Source organism: Amycolatopsis magusensis (assembly GCF_017875555.1).
In the GTDB taxonomy this organism is placed as follows: Bacteria; Actinomycetota; Actinomycetes; order Mycobacteriales; family Pseudonocardiaceae; genus Amycolatopsis; species Amycolatopsis magusensis.
This window is the reverse complement of sequence record NZ_JAGGMS010000001.1, coordinates 7,700,102-7,713,061: the sequence shown is the minus strand read 5'-3', so window position 1 is coordinate 7,713,061 and position 12,960 is coordinate 7,700,102. Positions and strand designations below refer to the sequence as shown.

Annotated in this window: 16 protein-coding genes; 5 read left to right on the top strand and 11 right to left on the bottom strand. The window is 69.9% G+C overall.

Features of this window, described 5'->3' with window-relative positions; translation table 11 throughout:
• Window positions 1-49: 49 nt before the first annotated feature.
• Window positions 50-361 (top strand): hypothetical protein, encoded by a 312-nt coding sequence (locus tag JOM49_RS34360; RefSeq protein WP_209668313.1) that lies wholly within the window; start codon window positions 50-52, stop codon window positions 359-361.
• Here the strand turns inward: JOM49_RS34360 and JOM49_RS34355 are convergent.
• Window positions 351-830: a hypothetical protein gene (locus tag JOM49_RS34355; RefSeq protein ID WP_209668312.1), complete on the bottom strand. Its 480-nt coding sequence runs from the start codon at window positions 828-830 to the stop codon at window positions 351-353. The genes JOM49_RS34360 and JOM49_RS34355 overlap by 11 nt on opposite strands.
• Complete coding sequence (locus JOM49_RS34350; RefSeq protein ID WP_209668311.1) at window positions 827-1,900, bottom strand: DNA polymerase III subunit beta family protein; 1,074 nt, start codon at window positions 1,898-1,900, stop codon at window positions 827-829. Before JOM49_RS34350 ends, JOM49_RS34355 begins: the two co-directional genes overlap by 4 nt.
• A 95-nt stretch (window positions 1,901-1,995) precedes the next feature.
• Here JOM49_RS34350 and JOM49_RS34345 point away from each other — a divergent pair, with 95 nt between their 5' ends.
• Together JOM49_RS34345 and JOM49_RS34340 are read left to right on the top strand one after the other, a co-directional pair.
• The gene (locus JOM49_RS34345) at window positions 1,996-2,298 is read left to right on the top strand and encodes an antibiotic biosynthesis monooxygenase family protein (protein WP_308158966.1); all 303 of its coding nucleotides are present in this window, start codon (window positions 1,996-1,998) and stop codon (window positions 2,296-2,298) included.
• Between the two features lie 24 nt (window positions 2,299-2,322).
• Window positions 2,323-2,664, top strand: coding sequence for a cupin domain-containing protein (locus tag JOM49_RS34340; protein WP_209668310.1), 342 nt, complete (start codon window positions 2,323-2,325; stop codon window positions 2,662-2,664).
• On the opposite strand, the gene JOM49_RS34335 is transcribed toward JOM49_RS34340, so the two are convergent.
• From JOM49_RS34335 to JOM49_RS34325, 3 genes are read right to left on the bottom strand one after another with little or no spacing between them, the layout of a single operon-like run.
• Window positions 2,658-3,308 (bottom strand): dihydrofolate reductase family protein, encoded by a 651-nt coding sequence (locus JOM49_RS34335; RefSeq protein ID WP_209668309.1) that lies wholly within the window; start codon window positions 3,306-3,308, stop codon window positions 2,658-2,660. The genes JOM49_RS34340 and JOM49_RS34335 overlap by 7 nt on opposite strands.
• Before the next feature lie 28 nt (window positions 3,309-3,336).
• A complete protein-coding gene (locus JOM49_RS34330) occupies window positions 3,337-4,266 on the bottom strand; it encodes an RNA polymerase subunit sigma-70 (RefSeq protein WP_209668308.1) in 930 nt (309 codons plus the stop codon).
• A gap of 49 nt (window positions 4,267-4,315) precedes the next feature.
• Complete coding sequence (locus tag JOM49_RS34325) at window positions 4,316-5,155, bottom strand: SDR family NAD(P)-dependent oxidoreductase (RefSeq protein ID WP_209668307.1); 840 nt, start codon at window positions 5,153-5,155, stop codon at window positions 4,316-4,318.
• 87 nt (window positions 5,156-5,242) lie between these two features.
• Here JOM49_RS34325 and JOM49_RS34320 point away from each other — a divergent pair, with 87 nt between their 5' ends.
• Window positions 5,243-5,875, top strand: a complete 633-nt coding sequence (locus tag JOM49_RS34320; protein WP_209668306.1) for a TetR/AcrR family transcriptional regulator — start codon at window positions 5,243-5,245, stop codon at window positions 5,873-5,875.
• A 152-nt stretch (window positions 5,876-6,027) separates the two neighbouring features.
• Here the strand turns inward: JOM49_RS34320 and JOM49_RS34315 are convergent, their stop codons facing one another.
• From JOM49_RS34315 to aztB, 5 genes are all read right to left on the bottom strand, one after another.
• Window positions 6,028-7,260 carry a prolyl oligopeptidase family serine peptidase gene (locus JOM49_RS34315; RefSeq protein ID WP_209668305.1) on the bottom strand — a complete coding sequence of 411 codons (1,233 nt, stop codon included), beginning with the start codon at window positions 7,258-7,260 and terminating at the stop codon, window positions 6,028-6,030.
• A 121-nt stretch (window positions 7,261-7,381) separates the two neighbouring features.
• Entirely contained in the window at window positions 7,382-8,572 is a 1,191-nt protein-coding gene (gene aztD, locus JOM49_RS34310) for a zinc metallochaperone AztD (RefSeq protein WP_209668304.1), read from the bottom strand.
• Between the two features lie 33 nt (window positions 8,573-8,605).
• Entirely contained in the window at window positions 8,606-9,499 is an 894-nt protein-coding gene (gene aztC / locus JOM49_RS34305) for a zinc ABC transporter substrate-binding protein AztC (RefSeq protein ID WP_209668303.1), read from the bottom strand.
• A complete protein-coding gene (locus JOM49_RS34300; RefSeq protein WP_209668302.1) occupies window positions 9,496-10,659 on the bottom strand; it encodes a hypothetical protein in 1,164 nt (387 codons plus the stop codon). The genes aztC and JOM49_RS34300 overlap by 4 nt, the downstream gene beginning before the upstream one ends.
• On the bottom strand, window positions 10,656-11,504 hold the full coding sequence (gene aztB / locus JOM49_RS34295) for a zinc ABC transporter permease AztB (protein WP_209668301.1): 849 nt from the start codon (window positions 11,502-11,504) through the stop codon (window positions 10,656-10,658). The genes JOM49_RS34300 and aztB overlap by 4 nt, the downstream gene beginning before the upstream one ends.
• Window positions 11,505-11,552: 48 nt before the next feature.
• Here aztB and aztA point away from each other — a divergent pair, with 48 nt between their 5' ends.
• The gene (gene aztA / locus JOM49_RS34290) at window positions 11,553-12,245 is read left to right on the top strand and encodes a zinc ABC transporter ATP-binding protein AztA (RefSeq protein ID WP_209668300.1); all 693 of its coding nucleotides are present in this window, start codon (window positions 11,553-11,555) and stop codon (window positions 12,243-12,245) included.
• Between the two features lie 14 nt (window positions 12,246-12,259).
• Here the strand turns inward: aztA and JOM49_RS34285 are convergent, their stop codons facing one another.
• Entirely contained in the window at window positions 12,260-12,709 is a 450-nt protein-coding gene (locus tag JOM49_RS34285; RefSeq protein ID WP_209668299.1) for a hypothetical protein, read from the bottom strand.
• Window positions 12,710-12,960: the final 251 nt, after the last annotated feature.

Sequence of the window (12,960 nt, the reverse complement as noted above, 5' to 3'; positions counted from 1 at the left end):
AGTGGAGTACCTGTCGTGACGGGTACGCCGGAGGGCACACTCGGGTCGCATGTGGACTGAACTGGTCGCGGCGATCCCGTGGTTGCGGCAGATCGATCCCCGGGGGCTGGATCTGGACGAGTTCGTGGTGCCTGCCGGTGGGGTGGCGCGAATCCGGGAGCGGCTCGAACGGGAATTCGGCGCGCATGTCATGACCTACCGGGTTTCCGTGCCCCGGCCGGGCGCGAAGCAGTTGTGCCGGATGCTGGTCACCGCGGACCTTTCCGCCGCTGCCATCGGTACGCTGCAGGAAGCGGAGGAACGGACCGGCGTCGTGTTCTGCGCGTATGCACGGCCGTTGCGCTTCCGGGTCACTCCTTGACACCGTCGCCGGTGGGCGTGAGCGGTTCGGTCGATCGCCGGGTGATGAGCTCGGCGACCTGTTCGATCCACTGCACCAGCTGATCGGCGTACGGCCCGCCGGGCAGGGATGAGACCAACTCGCTGGCTTTCGACACGTGCACTGTCGCGGTGTCGAACGAGCCGAGACGTCGGTAATTGTCGGCGAGGTTGAGGTGCAGCGACGGGTAGAAACCGGCCACCTGAGGTGCGGCTTCCCCGGCTCGATCGGCGGCTTCGAGCGCTCGTTCGTCCCAGACGATCGCCTCGGCCGGGCCGTAGAGGTCCGCGAGGTAGTGGGCGAGCACGCACTGGTGGAAGGAATCGGAGCTCCCGGCGATGCTTTCCCAGATGGTCAGCAGTTCGTCGCGGGCGCCGTCGGGGTCACCCTCACGCCCTCGCGTGACCGCCTGCCCGATGGCGGCCATCAGCGTGTCCGTGGTGCCGCTCATGGGCGGTTCCCGGGTGCGGCGATGGGCATGACGAGGGTGCTCAGCGCGCCGTTGTCGGCGGAGCGCACGGTGGCGGGCTGGTCGGGGCCGCGGAGATCGAGCATCACGTCCGGGCCGACCGCCTGGAGGATGGCCGGGTAGAGCGTGGTGAGCTGGAACCGGATCGTCAGGTCCCCGCCGTCCACCCGGGCCGGGAGGTCGCGTGCGGGAGCGTCCGGGGTGCGCAACTCGACGCTGTTCGCGTCGCTGAGACGAAGCTCGACGGAGTCGGTCGTGAGCTGGTCGAAGATGGAGATCAACTGCTGCCTGGCGGCGGTGACGCGATGAGTCACCGCCGCCAGGGAGTCGAGCATCAGCCGGTAGTCGGGGAACTCCAGCGCAAGGATGGCCACCCGGTGGGACACCCCGTTGCCCAGCTCGATTTCGAGTGCCCCTGGCAGCGCATGGAGCACGATCCGGGCGCTGCGGCGGATTTGGGCCACCGTGGCCCGGAGGTCATCGCCGGACAGAGTCGCGGCCCAAGGCTCGCTCGCCGACTCCTCGGGCAGGGCGAGCGTACGGGTGGTCAGGCGGTATCGATCCGTAGCCGTGAGGGTCGCTGAGCCAGGGGAGACTTCGAGGTACACGGCGTTCAGCACGGGCACGGCCGCCTCCTGGACGGTGGCGGCCAGTACCCGGTCGATCGCGTCGGCCAGCGCCGGTCCGGAAAGGACGCCCAGCCGAGTCCCGGCGCCCGTGCTCAAGGCGGCCTTCAATTCGGCGGCTATCCCTTGAGCGTAACGGCTTTCGTTGCCGATGTCGGTGATCCGCTCGTCGATCAGCCTGGCTGCCTCCACCGGATCGGCGTCGAGCACCTCGTTGACCCGGGGGAGCGGCATCCCGAGCTCACGAAGCTGCCGCAACCGCACGGCCCGGTCGATCTGGGCGTCGCTGTAGTACCGGTATCCGCTGACCGGGTCGACCGATTCCGGCGGGAGCAGGCCGGCATCGCCGTAGAACCTCAGTGCACTGGGCGTCAGGGCGGTCCGCTGCGCGAAAGCGCCGATCGACATCAAGTTTGGGCTGTCCACCCGCCCATCGTCAGGCTTCGACCAACCTGAAGGTCAAGCAGGCTTCCCGCACTTGACCTCGATCCGGGTGGAGGTTCTACGGTGCTGATCGGCTGGTGGAAATCCTCGACGCGGGGGAGTGGGCAGTGATCGTCACCATCGCGAGGGTCGCCGACCCAGGCCGGTTCCTGGAGGTCTTCGAGACCGTCGGCGCGCGGAAGCGCCGGGAGCACGGCTGCCGGGGCGCCCGGGTCTACTTCGATCCCGACGACGGGCACCGGGTGTGGTCGGTTTTCGATTGGGACGCGGAAGACTACGACAACTTCCTCGCGGACCCGGACATACCGGCCATCGCCCGGGAACTCGGCATTCAGGCTCCGCCCGTGCATGCCGTCGCCGCGACCGAGTTCGACGCTTGACCACTACCCGAGGAGAAGTCCGGCATGGTTGTCACGCCCCCGCGGGCCCGCGTATTCAGCTCGGTGATCGGTGAGGACGCCGTCCGCTTCGGCGACCGGATCCTCATCGCGCCCGCCCTCGGCAAGGAGGCCGGTGGGTCGATGAGCGCCTACACGTCGTTCCTCGCCGCGGGGGCGCATGCCGACCTCCCGGCCTCCTACGCGGAGGTCTGGGTGGTGCTCAGCGGAGTGCTGCGGGTGGGTGCTCAGGACGATGCCGTGACGGTGCACGCGGGCGAGTTCGTGCACGTTCCGGAGCAGACGCCCGGGGTCGTCGAAGCCATCGAGGACACCACCATGGTCTGTGTGTCAGCACCCGCTCATTGAGGGCGTCCCCGCGGCACTTCGTAGCACAGCACCACGTTGTCCGAGCCGTCCCGGCGCCGGGTGTCCAGCAGGCGCAGCGGCGGGGTACCGGCGTCGAAGGCGGGCACGCCCGCTCCCAGCGCCACCGGGCCGACCATCAGGTGCACCTCGTCGACCAGTCCGGCGGTGAGCAGGGGGTTCCACACCGTGCGGCTGCCGAAGACCACGACGTCCCCGCCGCCTTCCGCCTTCAACGCGGCCACTGCCTCCCGGGCCGCCGACCGTGCCACGATCGTCGTGGTGGCCGTCCACGGGGTGGTGTCCTGTTCGGTGAGCGTGTCGGACACGACGATTTTCCGCAGCCGCTCGTTGCGGCGGGCGATGTCCTGGTGCATCGGCGCGGAGGCCGGGTTCGCCAGCACGTCCGGGCTGCGCGAGGGGTCCTCGGCGATCGCGGGCCAGTAGCTCCTGAGCATCTGGTAGGTGGTGCGCCCGAGCACCAGTGCTTCCGCGGACCGCTGGCGTTCGTGGTTGTACTCGTCGAAGAACCCGCCCATCGGCAGCGGGGTCGGGTCACCGCCCGGACCGGCGACGAACCCGTCGAGCGAGACGAGGTTGGTGACGATGAGCTTGCGCATGGTGTCCTCCCGGATCGAGACCGTCACCCGGGTAGAGACAGCGAGCCCGCCGGATTCATCGGTCTCCGGCAGGGAATTCGCGCGGCACGGGGAAGTGGGCCACCACCTCGGGGTCGACGAAGGTGGCGAGCCAGCAGATCCGGCCGCCACGCAGGTGCGGCACGGCGATCCCGCCGAGCTGGAAGCCCGCCCCGGCGTTCTGGTAGCAGGCCAGTGCGGGCTGGGCGTTCGCGGTCACCGGCAGCAGCCGCCACGGCGTGGCGAACAGGCGGTCCACCAGGAACTTCCGCACGTCGTCGCGGCCGTCGAACCACGCGGGCAGCGGCGGCATGGTGAACCGGACGTCCTCGGTGAGCAGGTCGAGCAGGCCCTCGACGTCGGCCTTCTCCCACGCGGTGACCAGCGCGTCGACCAGTTCGCGGACACCGTCCTCGCCGAGCGCGGCCAGTTCGTCCTGCTGCGAGCGTGCCGGGACGCGTTGCCGGACGGTCGCCTTCGCGCGCTGCATGGCGCTGTTCACCGAAGCCGTGCTGGTGTCCAGCATCCCGGCCACTTCGGCGGCGCTGAAGCCGAGCACGTCCCGCAGGATGAGCACGGCGCGCTGGTTCCCCGGCAGGTGCTGCAGCGCGGCGACGAACGCCAGCTCGACGCTTTCCCGCCGCAGGTAGACCGCTTCCGGGCACGGCTCCACCCACACCGGCCCGGTGACCGGCTCGCCGAGCTCGGCGGTCTGCGTGAACGGCGGGCCGTGGTCGGAGCTGAGCAACCGGCGTTGCGTGGACAGGCGCAGGCAGGCGTTCGTGGTCACGCGGTAGAGCCAGGTCCGCAGTGAGCTGCGCCCCTGGAAACCGGCCAGCCCACGCCACGCGGCGAGCAGCGCTTCCTGCACCGCGTCCTCCGCGTCCTGCGCGGAGCCGAGCATCCGGTAGCAGTGCACGTACAGCTCCGCCCGGTGCGCGGCGACCAGTTCGTCGAACGAGATCATGCCGCCATCATGTGCGGCCGGAGGTCGCCGAGGAAAGCTGGCGCGGCCCCTATGCCGTTTCGTGGGGCCATTGGACGCCGAGCATCTGCGCGCTGAGGTCCCAGTGACGCGCGACCATCTCGGCGTCGTACGCCTGCTTGTTGGTGCGCGCGATCTTGCGCCGCTCGTTGTAGTACTCGCCGGAGACCCAGGGCGCGTCGGTGGCTGCTGTCGCGAAGTGCGCCAGGTTTTCGCCGCCGCGTTCGGGGCTGGTGAGGAGTCGCTTCAGGGGGCCGCGGTAGACCCAGCGCAGGTAGCTGGTGGTGTCGGAGGCGAAGTTCGACGCGATCGGTCCCGGGTGGAACGCGACCGAGGACAGCCCGTGCGCGTGGAACCTCTGGTGAAGACCCTTGGTGAACAGGATGTTCGCCAGTTTGGCGGTGCCGTACGCCCGGTTCACGGTGAACTTCTTCCAGCCGTTCAGGTCTTCGAGATCGATGCGCCCGTTGAGCCGCGCCCCGACGCTGGAGGTGTTGACCACCGTCGCCCGGCTGGGCAGCAGGCGGTCGATCAGCAGGTTGGTGAGCAGGTAGGGGGCCAGGTGGTTGACCTGGAAGGTCTTCTCGAAACCGTCCACCGTGCGGGTCGGGCCGGAGAAGAGGCCACCCGCGTTGTTGGCCAGCACGTCGATCCTGTCGCAGGAGTCGAGGAGGGCGGTGGCGAGATCGCGCACCTCGTCGAGGCGCTCGAAGTCGGCGACGTGGTACTCGGCGCCGACCCGTTCCGCGACCGCCTTCGTCTTGACGGGGCTTCGGCCGGTCAGGATCAGCCGCGTGTCGTCGCTGGAGAGGAGTTCGCTCGCGGCGGCGCCGATGCCGTCGCTCGCGCCGGTGATGACGATGACGTTCATGTGCACACCTCTCGAAGGGGGTGGCATCACGCTAGCACGATACGAAACTGAGTGACTTCGTATCTATTCGGGTAGGGTGGCGGCGTGGTGAGCAGGAAATCGACCGGTGAGCCGTCGCGGCCGCCGGGCCGTCCCGTGGACGCCAGGCTGACCCCGGCCATGATCGAGGCCGTGCTCGACGAGCTGGCCGAGTCCGGTTACGCGCGCCTGACGACCGCGGGGGTCGCCCGTCGAGCCGGGGTCTCCACGGCCACCCTGTACCGCCGCTGGCAGACCAAACGCGACCTCATCCTGGCGGCCGCCGAGCAGTTGGCCGAAGCGGAGAAGGACCGCGTCGACACCGGCTCCCTCCACGGCGACATCCGCGAACTGCTGAACAGGAAACAACTTCCGGCGTCCGGTAAACCGGGAGCCGTGCTCGTCGCGCTCCTGGGCGAGGCCGCGCACGACGCGGAACTGGCGGAGATGATCCGCTCCGGGGTCATCGCGCCGATGCGCGAGCACCTGGCCGCGATGCTCGATCGCGCGGCCGAGCGGGGAGAGGTCGACGAGGACGTCACCGCCGACGCGGCGGCCCGCCTCCTCGAAGGGCTCGTGCTCGCCCGAGCCGCGTTCGGCGGATCAGCGGCCGGTGGCGGCACCACCCCGGCTGACCTCGACGAGGACGCGGTCCTGATCCTCCGCGCGCTCGGCCACCGCGGGGACCGCCCCGAGCGGTGACCGTCGTCTTCACCGGGTAGCCGGTGTCACGAATGTGGCTTTGGGGGCCGAATACGCCCCGAAAGCCACATTCGTGACACCGCGCCCCCGCCCCGATCCCCAGCCCGCCGGATCCGCGCCATATCCCCGGAACAGCACCCGACGACCCCGGATCAGCGTTGTTGCTGGGCCATCCACTGCCAGACGTGGGTGCCGTCGATGCTGGGGTCGTTGCGAGCCACGTAGATCCACGACCAGTGGCCGGGGAACTGGTGGCCGTTCCAGACGACGTTGTCGTAGAGGGTCATCGACGAGCCGGGGATGAGGTCGTGTGCGTGGACGGTGTTGGCCTCCGGGTCCACCGTGGTGTCGTCGAGGGAGGTGACCAGCCAGGTGGGGGTGCTGATGGCGGCCAGTTCGGCGTCGGGGAGCAGTGTCGGGCCGCCGCTCAGGGAGGTGACGACGCCGCAGATCGGCACGGACGCGGCGAACGTGGTGGGGTAGACCGTCGTCATCTTCATGCTCATGTAGCCGCCGTTGCTGCACCCGGCCACATAGATCCGGTCGGGATCGACGGAGTGCCCGCGGACGACATCGCGGACGATCTCGTGGATGAGCGGGGCGAAGCGGGGACCGTCCTGCATCCAGGCGGAGGTGCTCTGCGGGGCGACGACGTAGGCCCCCTTGAAGATCTGCTGGGCTTCCCGGGTGGCGAAGCCGAGCGCGCCGCGGTTGGCGCGCAGCGTGGTTTCGTTGTCGTAGTAGTTGTCCGGCAGGGAAGCGCCTTCACCGCCGCCGTGCAGCCAGACGATCAGGGGCCGCTTGCCGTGCCGGGTCGGTGAGTAGAGCCGGTACTTCATGCCCGACCCGGAGACGTGGTGGCTGAAGGCGTCGACCTCGGGGTTGGCCAACTGGCCCTGCACGAAGCGCTTGATGGTGACCGGACGGCCGTGGCGCAGGGTGATCGGGGCGTTCTGGGTGATGGTGTAGACCAGATCGAGCCGGAAGTTGCGGCCCTTGCTCCCGACGTAGCCGAGGGTGGCGCCGCCGGGCTGCCCCTCGGCGTGGCTCAGCGTGAGCACGATGTTCCCGCGGCGGTCGAGCCGGGCGGCGGTCACCGGCCGGTCCAGCTCGTACGCGGGGTCGCCGGAGATCGGGAAAGTGGCCTTGGCGTACACGCTGAACGTGCCGGTCGTCAGGCCGGCCGGGTCGATCGGCCCGAGCCGGGACGTGTCGAGGGTGACCGCGGTGACCTGCTCGCCGCCGTCGAGCGTCACCGCGTTCAGGACGAAACCCACGCTCGGCTGGTGAAGGCTGTCGGCGTGGGCGAGGCCGGGCAACGCCAAGCCGGCGGCCGCCCCCGCGCCTGCGGCCAACGCGGCGCGACGATTGATCAACATAGCCATGCGAACTCCTTCGTCCGGTTCCGTTCCGATGATGGCAGCTGGACGGGCCGAGCTGAACGGATCGACGAAGGCGGACCGGGAGGAGATCGGTGGAGCGCACCGATCTCCTCCCGGTCCGGGCTCAGTGGGCGAGCACGCCGCTGAGTTCGTTCGGCACGCCGGGCAGCGAGCCGGTCGCCGTTTTGGTCCCGGACGCGAGATCCACCGCGTGGATCTCCTTCTTGCCAGGGTCGGTGACGTAGGCGGTCCCGCCCCGGACGAAGATCGCGGGCCGCGGCTGCTGCCACTCCAGCGGTTCCTGCCAGGAGCCGAGCACCGCGATCTTGCGCACCACCGAACCGCTCACCGGGTCGATCACGTGAATGTGACCGTCGGTGCCCAGCACCAGCGCTTCACCCTGCGGGCCGCGCGCCAGCGAGCGGAAGGTGTAGCTGGTGCCGAGGTCGACGTGCCGGAGCGTGGCGTTCTCGGTGTCGATCAGCGAGATCCGGGTCGGCCGCTCGAGTTCGGCGGCTTCGTCGACCTTGTAGTCGCCGAGCGTGATCGGTGAGACGTCCGAACCGGCCTGGTTGCCGATCCGCCCGTACGGGTCGGGGCTGGTGACCTTCGTGATGGTGCCGTTCCGGTAGATCAGCGCACCGGTTTCGCAGCCGATCACCACGGCTTCGCCGCGCGCGGCCGCCTCCCCGTGCACGCCGGGGCACTGGTCGTTGCGCGCGATCTCCTTGCGGTCCTTGTCCAGTACCGCGATGCCGGGCCGTTCGTCCTCGTTGCCGATGGTGGTGACCAGTTCGCCGTTGGCGAGTTCGACCGCGACACCGTGGTGCGCTTCCGGGGTTTTGTACTGCGGCGCGGGCAGTGGCCCGGTGCCGAGCGTCTTCGGGTCGAACACGGTCACTTCGCCGGTGCCGTCGGCGAAGAGCACCGTCTTGCCGGCGTGCCGGACGACGTGCCCCGGCTTCGGCGCCGCCACCTCGGTGCCGGTCAGCACGGCACCGGCGGCGTCGAGCACGCGGAACCCGGTGGAAGTCGAGACCATCAGGTGCCGGTCGTCCCCGGCGGCGTTGAGGCGGTTGAAGCCGTCCAGCGGGATGTCCTTGGCCACCTGGAGGGTTTTCCCGTCGAGCAGGTAGATCCCGCCGTCGTAGGTGACGGCGACGGGCTCGGCGACGGTGGCGCTCTGCTGGGCTTGCGGGGTCGGCTGGGCTTGCGGGGACGGCTCGGAACCGCAGGCCGTCAGCACCAGCGCGCTCACCGCGGTGAGTGCGGTGTACCCGGCGGGTCGCCGCCGGGTGAACAGGGATGTTGCCATTTTCTTTCGTGCCTTTCGGTTGTGCCCGGGTGCTCAGGGGCGGTTCAGGCTGGTGGCGATCGACTCGATGTTGGCGCGCATCATTTCCAGGTAGGTGGCCGCGCCCTGGCCCGGTTCGCTCAGCGATTCGGAGAACAACGGCGTGACCACCACGTGCAGCCCGGCCTGGTCGGCCAGCACGCGTGCGAGGCGGTCCGGCTGCGAGGAATCGGCGAAGATCGCCGGGACACCGGCCGCACGAACGGCGTCGGCCAGCGACTTGAGGTCGGCCGCGCTGGGCGAGGCGAGCGTGGTGCCACCCGGGATGACGGCACCGATGACCTCGAAACCGAACCGCTGGGCGAGGTAGCCGAACACGTGGTGGTTGGTGACCAGTTTCCGGCGCTCCGGCGGGATTTCCGCGAACCGCGTGCTCATCGTGGTGTCGAGCGAGTCGATTTCACCGCGGTACCGGTCGGCGTTGGCCCGGATCGCCGCCGCGTCCACCCCGGGTACCTGCGCGGTGATCTGCTCGGCGATCAACGACACCGCGTCGCGCACCCGGCCGGGGTCGGTCCAGAAGTGCGGATCCGGGCGCCCGGCGGCGTAGCTGATCGGGTTCACCCGTTCCCCCACCGCCAAGGTGGGCACCCCGCTCTCTTCGGCCGCGGAAACGTTGCGCAGCATGCCTTCTTCCAGGCCGAGTCCGTTGTAGACGATCAATCCGGCGCGCTCGACCTCGGCGGCTTGCTGGGCGGAGATGCCGAAGGAGTGCGGATCGGCGTTCGGTTTCATCAGGACGGTCACCTCGGCCTGGTCACCGACGATGGTGCGGGTGATGTCGCCGAGGATGTTCGTGGTCACCACCACCGAGGCACGGCCTTCACCCGCCGCCGTGCACCCCGCGGCGACCAGCAACCCCGCGACGATCAGCGCGAGCCGCCTCATCGGCCGGTCTCCACGAGGAAGCTGGCCTGGCCTTCGACGGTCAGCGTCCTGGCGCGGCGGAGGTTGTCGTTGTAGTCGATCTCGTAGACCTCTCCGGACGCGGGGTTGTTGACATACGCGCGAGTGGTGTCGACGTGGATCGACGGCGTGCCGCCTGCCGCGTCGGCCGGTAACAACGGGGTCTGCGCCTGCTCCTTGCCGGTGGCCGCGTCGAAGGCGTGCAGGATCCCGTCGCGAGTCAGCACGAGCAACGGTGCACCTTCGCCCACCGCGTTCACTGCGGCGACCGGACCGGTCTCGACGTGGCTCCACGTCCGGCGGCTGACGTCCAGCGACCACACCGCGTCCGGCCCCGCCGTCGCCGCCAGCGTGGTGCTGCTCGGCCGATGGGTGAACCGGGTGGCCCGCTCCTGCGCCCCGACCTCGCGCGGATACGGGATCTTCTCCCCGGTGAACACCCCGTCCTTCCCGGTGACCAGCAGAGCTCCGTCCGCGCAACCGAAAACGACGCCGCGCCGGGTGACCGCCTGCCCCCGGACCTCCGGGCACGGCTGCTCGATCGCCGAAACCGGCCCGCCCTGCCGGTCGTGGACCCGCACCCCGCCGGGACTCCCGACCAGCACGTGTTCCTCGTAGGGAACCGCGATGCCGGACTGCGGTATCGCCCCGAGTTCGACGATCGAGCCCTTGTCCGACTGCGCCCGATCGAGCAGCTTCGCCGAACCGTCCGCAAAGGACAGTGCGGTCACCACGGGGTCGCTGTACGCGGCCAGCAGTTGCTTGCCAGGGACCACACCCAGTTCGCGGACCGACGTGCGGTAGTAGTGCACGTGGTCGCCGTGGTCGACCATCCAGGACCCGCTGTCCACCACGTGCACCGAACCGTCCCCGCCGGTCAGATAGCCGAAGCGCCCGTCACCGGTGAGGTCCCGCACGCCGTCGACGCGCCCGGCCGGGTGGACCTGCTCGGTGATCAGGTCCACCACGCGCACGGCGCCGGTTCCGGCGTCCGCCACCACCAGCCGCGACTGCGCCTCGGCGGTCTCCTCCGCGCCTTCGACGTAGCCGTGCGGGGCCTGCGCGGGTGGTTCTCCGGTGCCGCAGGCGGTGGCCAGCAGCACCACGGCCGCGAGCAGGCCGGGGATGCCGAGTTTCCTCATGAGTGCTCGATTTCCGTTGTGGTGGGCAGGAATCGCCGCCGCACGGCGGAAAGCAGCGCGGAGACGAAGAACAACAGGACGGAGGCAGCCGCGATGGTCGCGCCCGCGGCGGTGCCCCAGTGCCACGAAACGACCAGGCCGGCGAGGGTGGCGAGGCAGCCGAGCAGCGCGGCCAGCAGCATGATCGTGGTGATCCGCCGCGCCCAGAACGTGGCCGCCGCGGCGGGCGCGACGAGCAGGCCGAACACCAGGAGTGTGCCGACCACGCGGAACGACGCGACGATGGTCAGCGTCACCAGCATGAGCAGCAGCGCGTTCGCCACCCCGGGCCGCAGCCCCAGCGTGTGCGCCTTCCTGGCGTCGAAGGTGAGTGCGGTGAACGAGCGGTAGCCCAGCAGCGAGACCACCGCCACGACGGCCAGCGTGATCGCGAGGCCTGCCAGGTCACCGGAACCGACCGCGAGCACGTCGCCGAAGAGGAACCCGGTGAGGTCGACGGCGAACGACTGCGAATGCGACACGATGATCACGCCGGTCGCGAGCATGCCGGCGAACAGGAGCCCGATGGTGGTGTCCTGGGACAACCGCCGGGACCGGCTCAACGCGGTGACCCCGAGCGCCATCGCGCCCGCGCTGAGCGCGGCGCCGAGCAGCGGGTTCACCCCGGCCAGCGAGGCGAGCGCGACCCCGGGCAGCATGCCGTGCGACATCGCGTCGCCGATGAAGGCCATGCCCCGCAGCACCACCCAGGTGCCCACCAGCGCGCACACCGCCGACACGAGCACACCGGCGACCAGCGCGCGCTGCACGAACGACACCTCGAAGGGGATGACCAACCAGTCCACAGCGGACACTATAGTGGAAACGATTGTCATTACCATGGGTGGAGTCGAATGAACGAGGTCACAGTGCGTGACGTGCATGCGAGCTACGGACCACGGAAGGTGCTGCACGGGCTCACCGCGGTGGTGCCGGGTGCCCGGCTCACCGCGGTCGTCGGGGCGAACGGCGCGGGGAAGTCGTCGCTGCTCAACGTGATCGCCGGGGTGCTGGCGCCGACCGCGGGCTCGGTGACGAACCCCTGCCGTCCGGCTTATGTGACCCAGCACAGCGAGGTGTCCGGTGCGCTGCCGATCACCGTGCGTGCCACGGTCGCCATGGGCCGCTGGGCCCACCGCGGGCCGTGGCGTCGTCTATCCACAAAGGACAAGGCGGTGATCGACGAGTGCCTGGAACGACTGGACATCACGTCGATCGCCGACCGGCGCCTGGGCGCCCTCTCCGGCGGTCAGCGGCAGCGGGCGCTGGTGGCGCAAGGGCTGGCCCAGCAGTCCGGCCTGCTGCTGCTGGACGAACCCGCGGCCGGACTGGATCTACGTGCCCGGACCCTGATCGACGAAGCACTGGACGCCGTGCGTAGCGAGGGCGTGACGATCATGCGCGTCACGCACGACCTCGCCGTCGCCGACCAGGCGGACCACTGCCTGCTGCTGCGGAACGGTCACCTCGTCGCCGAAGGACCGCCGCGCTCGGTCCTGACCCCGGACCGGGTGGCCGAGGCTTGGGGTGTGCCCCGGGTCGGCTGAGACCGCTGGCCGAGTCACCCCGCTGAACGCGGAGCCGCTCGCCGGGCTCGCTTGCCCACGGGACGTGAACGCACCGGGGTGCGGTGGTTCCGGCGGTCGACGAGGTGGCGCGTGACGGCGGAGCCAACCCAGCCACCGAAGACGAGGGCGAGCAGGCTGACCATCCTCTGAGCGTTGTCATCGAGGGGCGGTAGCACCAGGAAGGTGACGCCCACCGCGGCGAAGGCACCGCCCACGCCGAAGAACACGGCGAGCGCGGCCTCCGCGGCCTTGCCGACGGCACGCGGCGGCACCGGCCGGTCGACCCAGTTCTCCCCGCGCCGGTGCAGCCAGATCTGCCGCACCATGTGCAGCTCGGCGTCGAAGATCCCCACGTTGTCATTGTGCAATTGCGGCAGCACATACCGGTACCCGTGGCTGTCCTCGACCACCGCGACCCGCATCTCGGTGCCGCCGCGGGTCATCAACTGGCCCGGCTTCTCGGTGATGTCACGGACTTCCGGCCACGGGATGGTCCAGCTGCCCGGCAGCCGTGAGAGCCGGATGCCGGTGGCGACCGAAGGAAGGCGGCTGTCACGAACGCGGCCACGGCCAGGTTGGCCAGCCCGACCGTCACCGCCCGCCCCCTCGACACCCGGAACTCGTGGCGGTAGTCGTCGTCCAGTGGATCGAAGCTCCCCATGCGGCCGAGATTACGAGAGGACGATGACGAAAT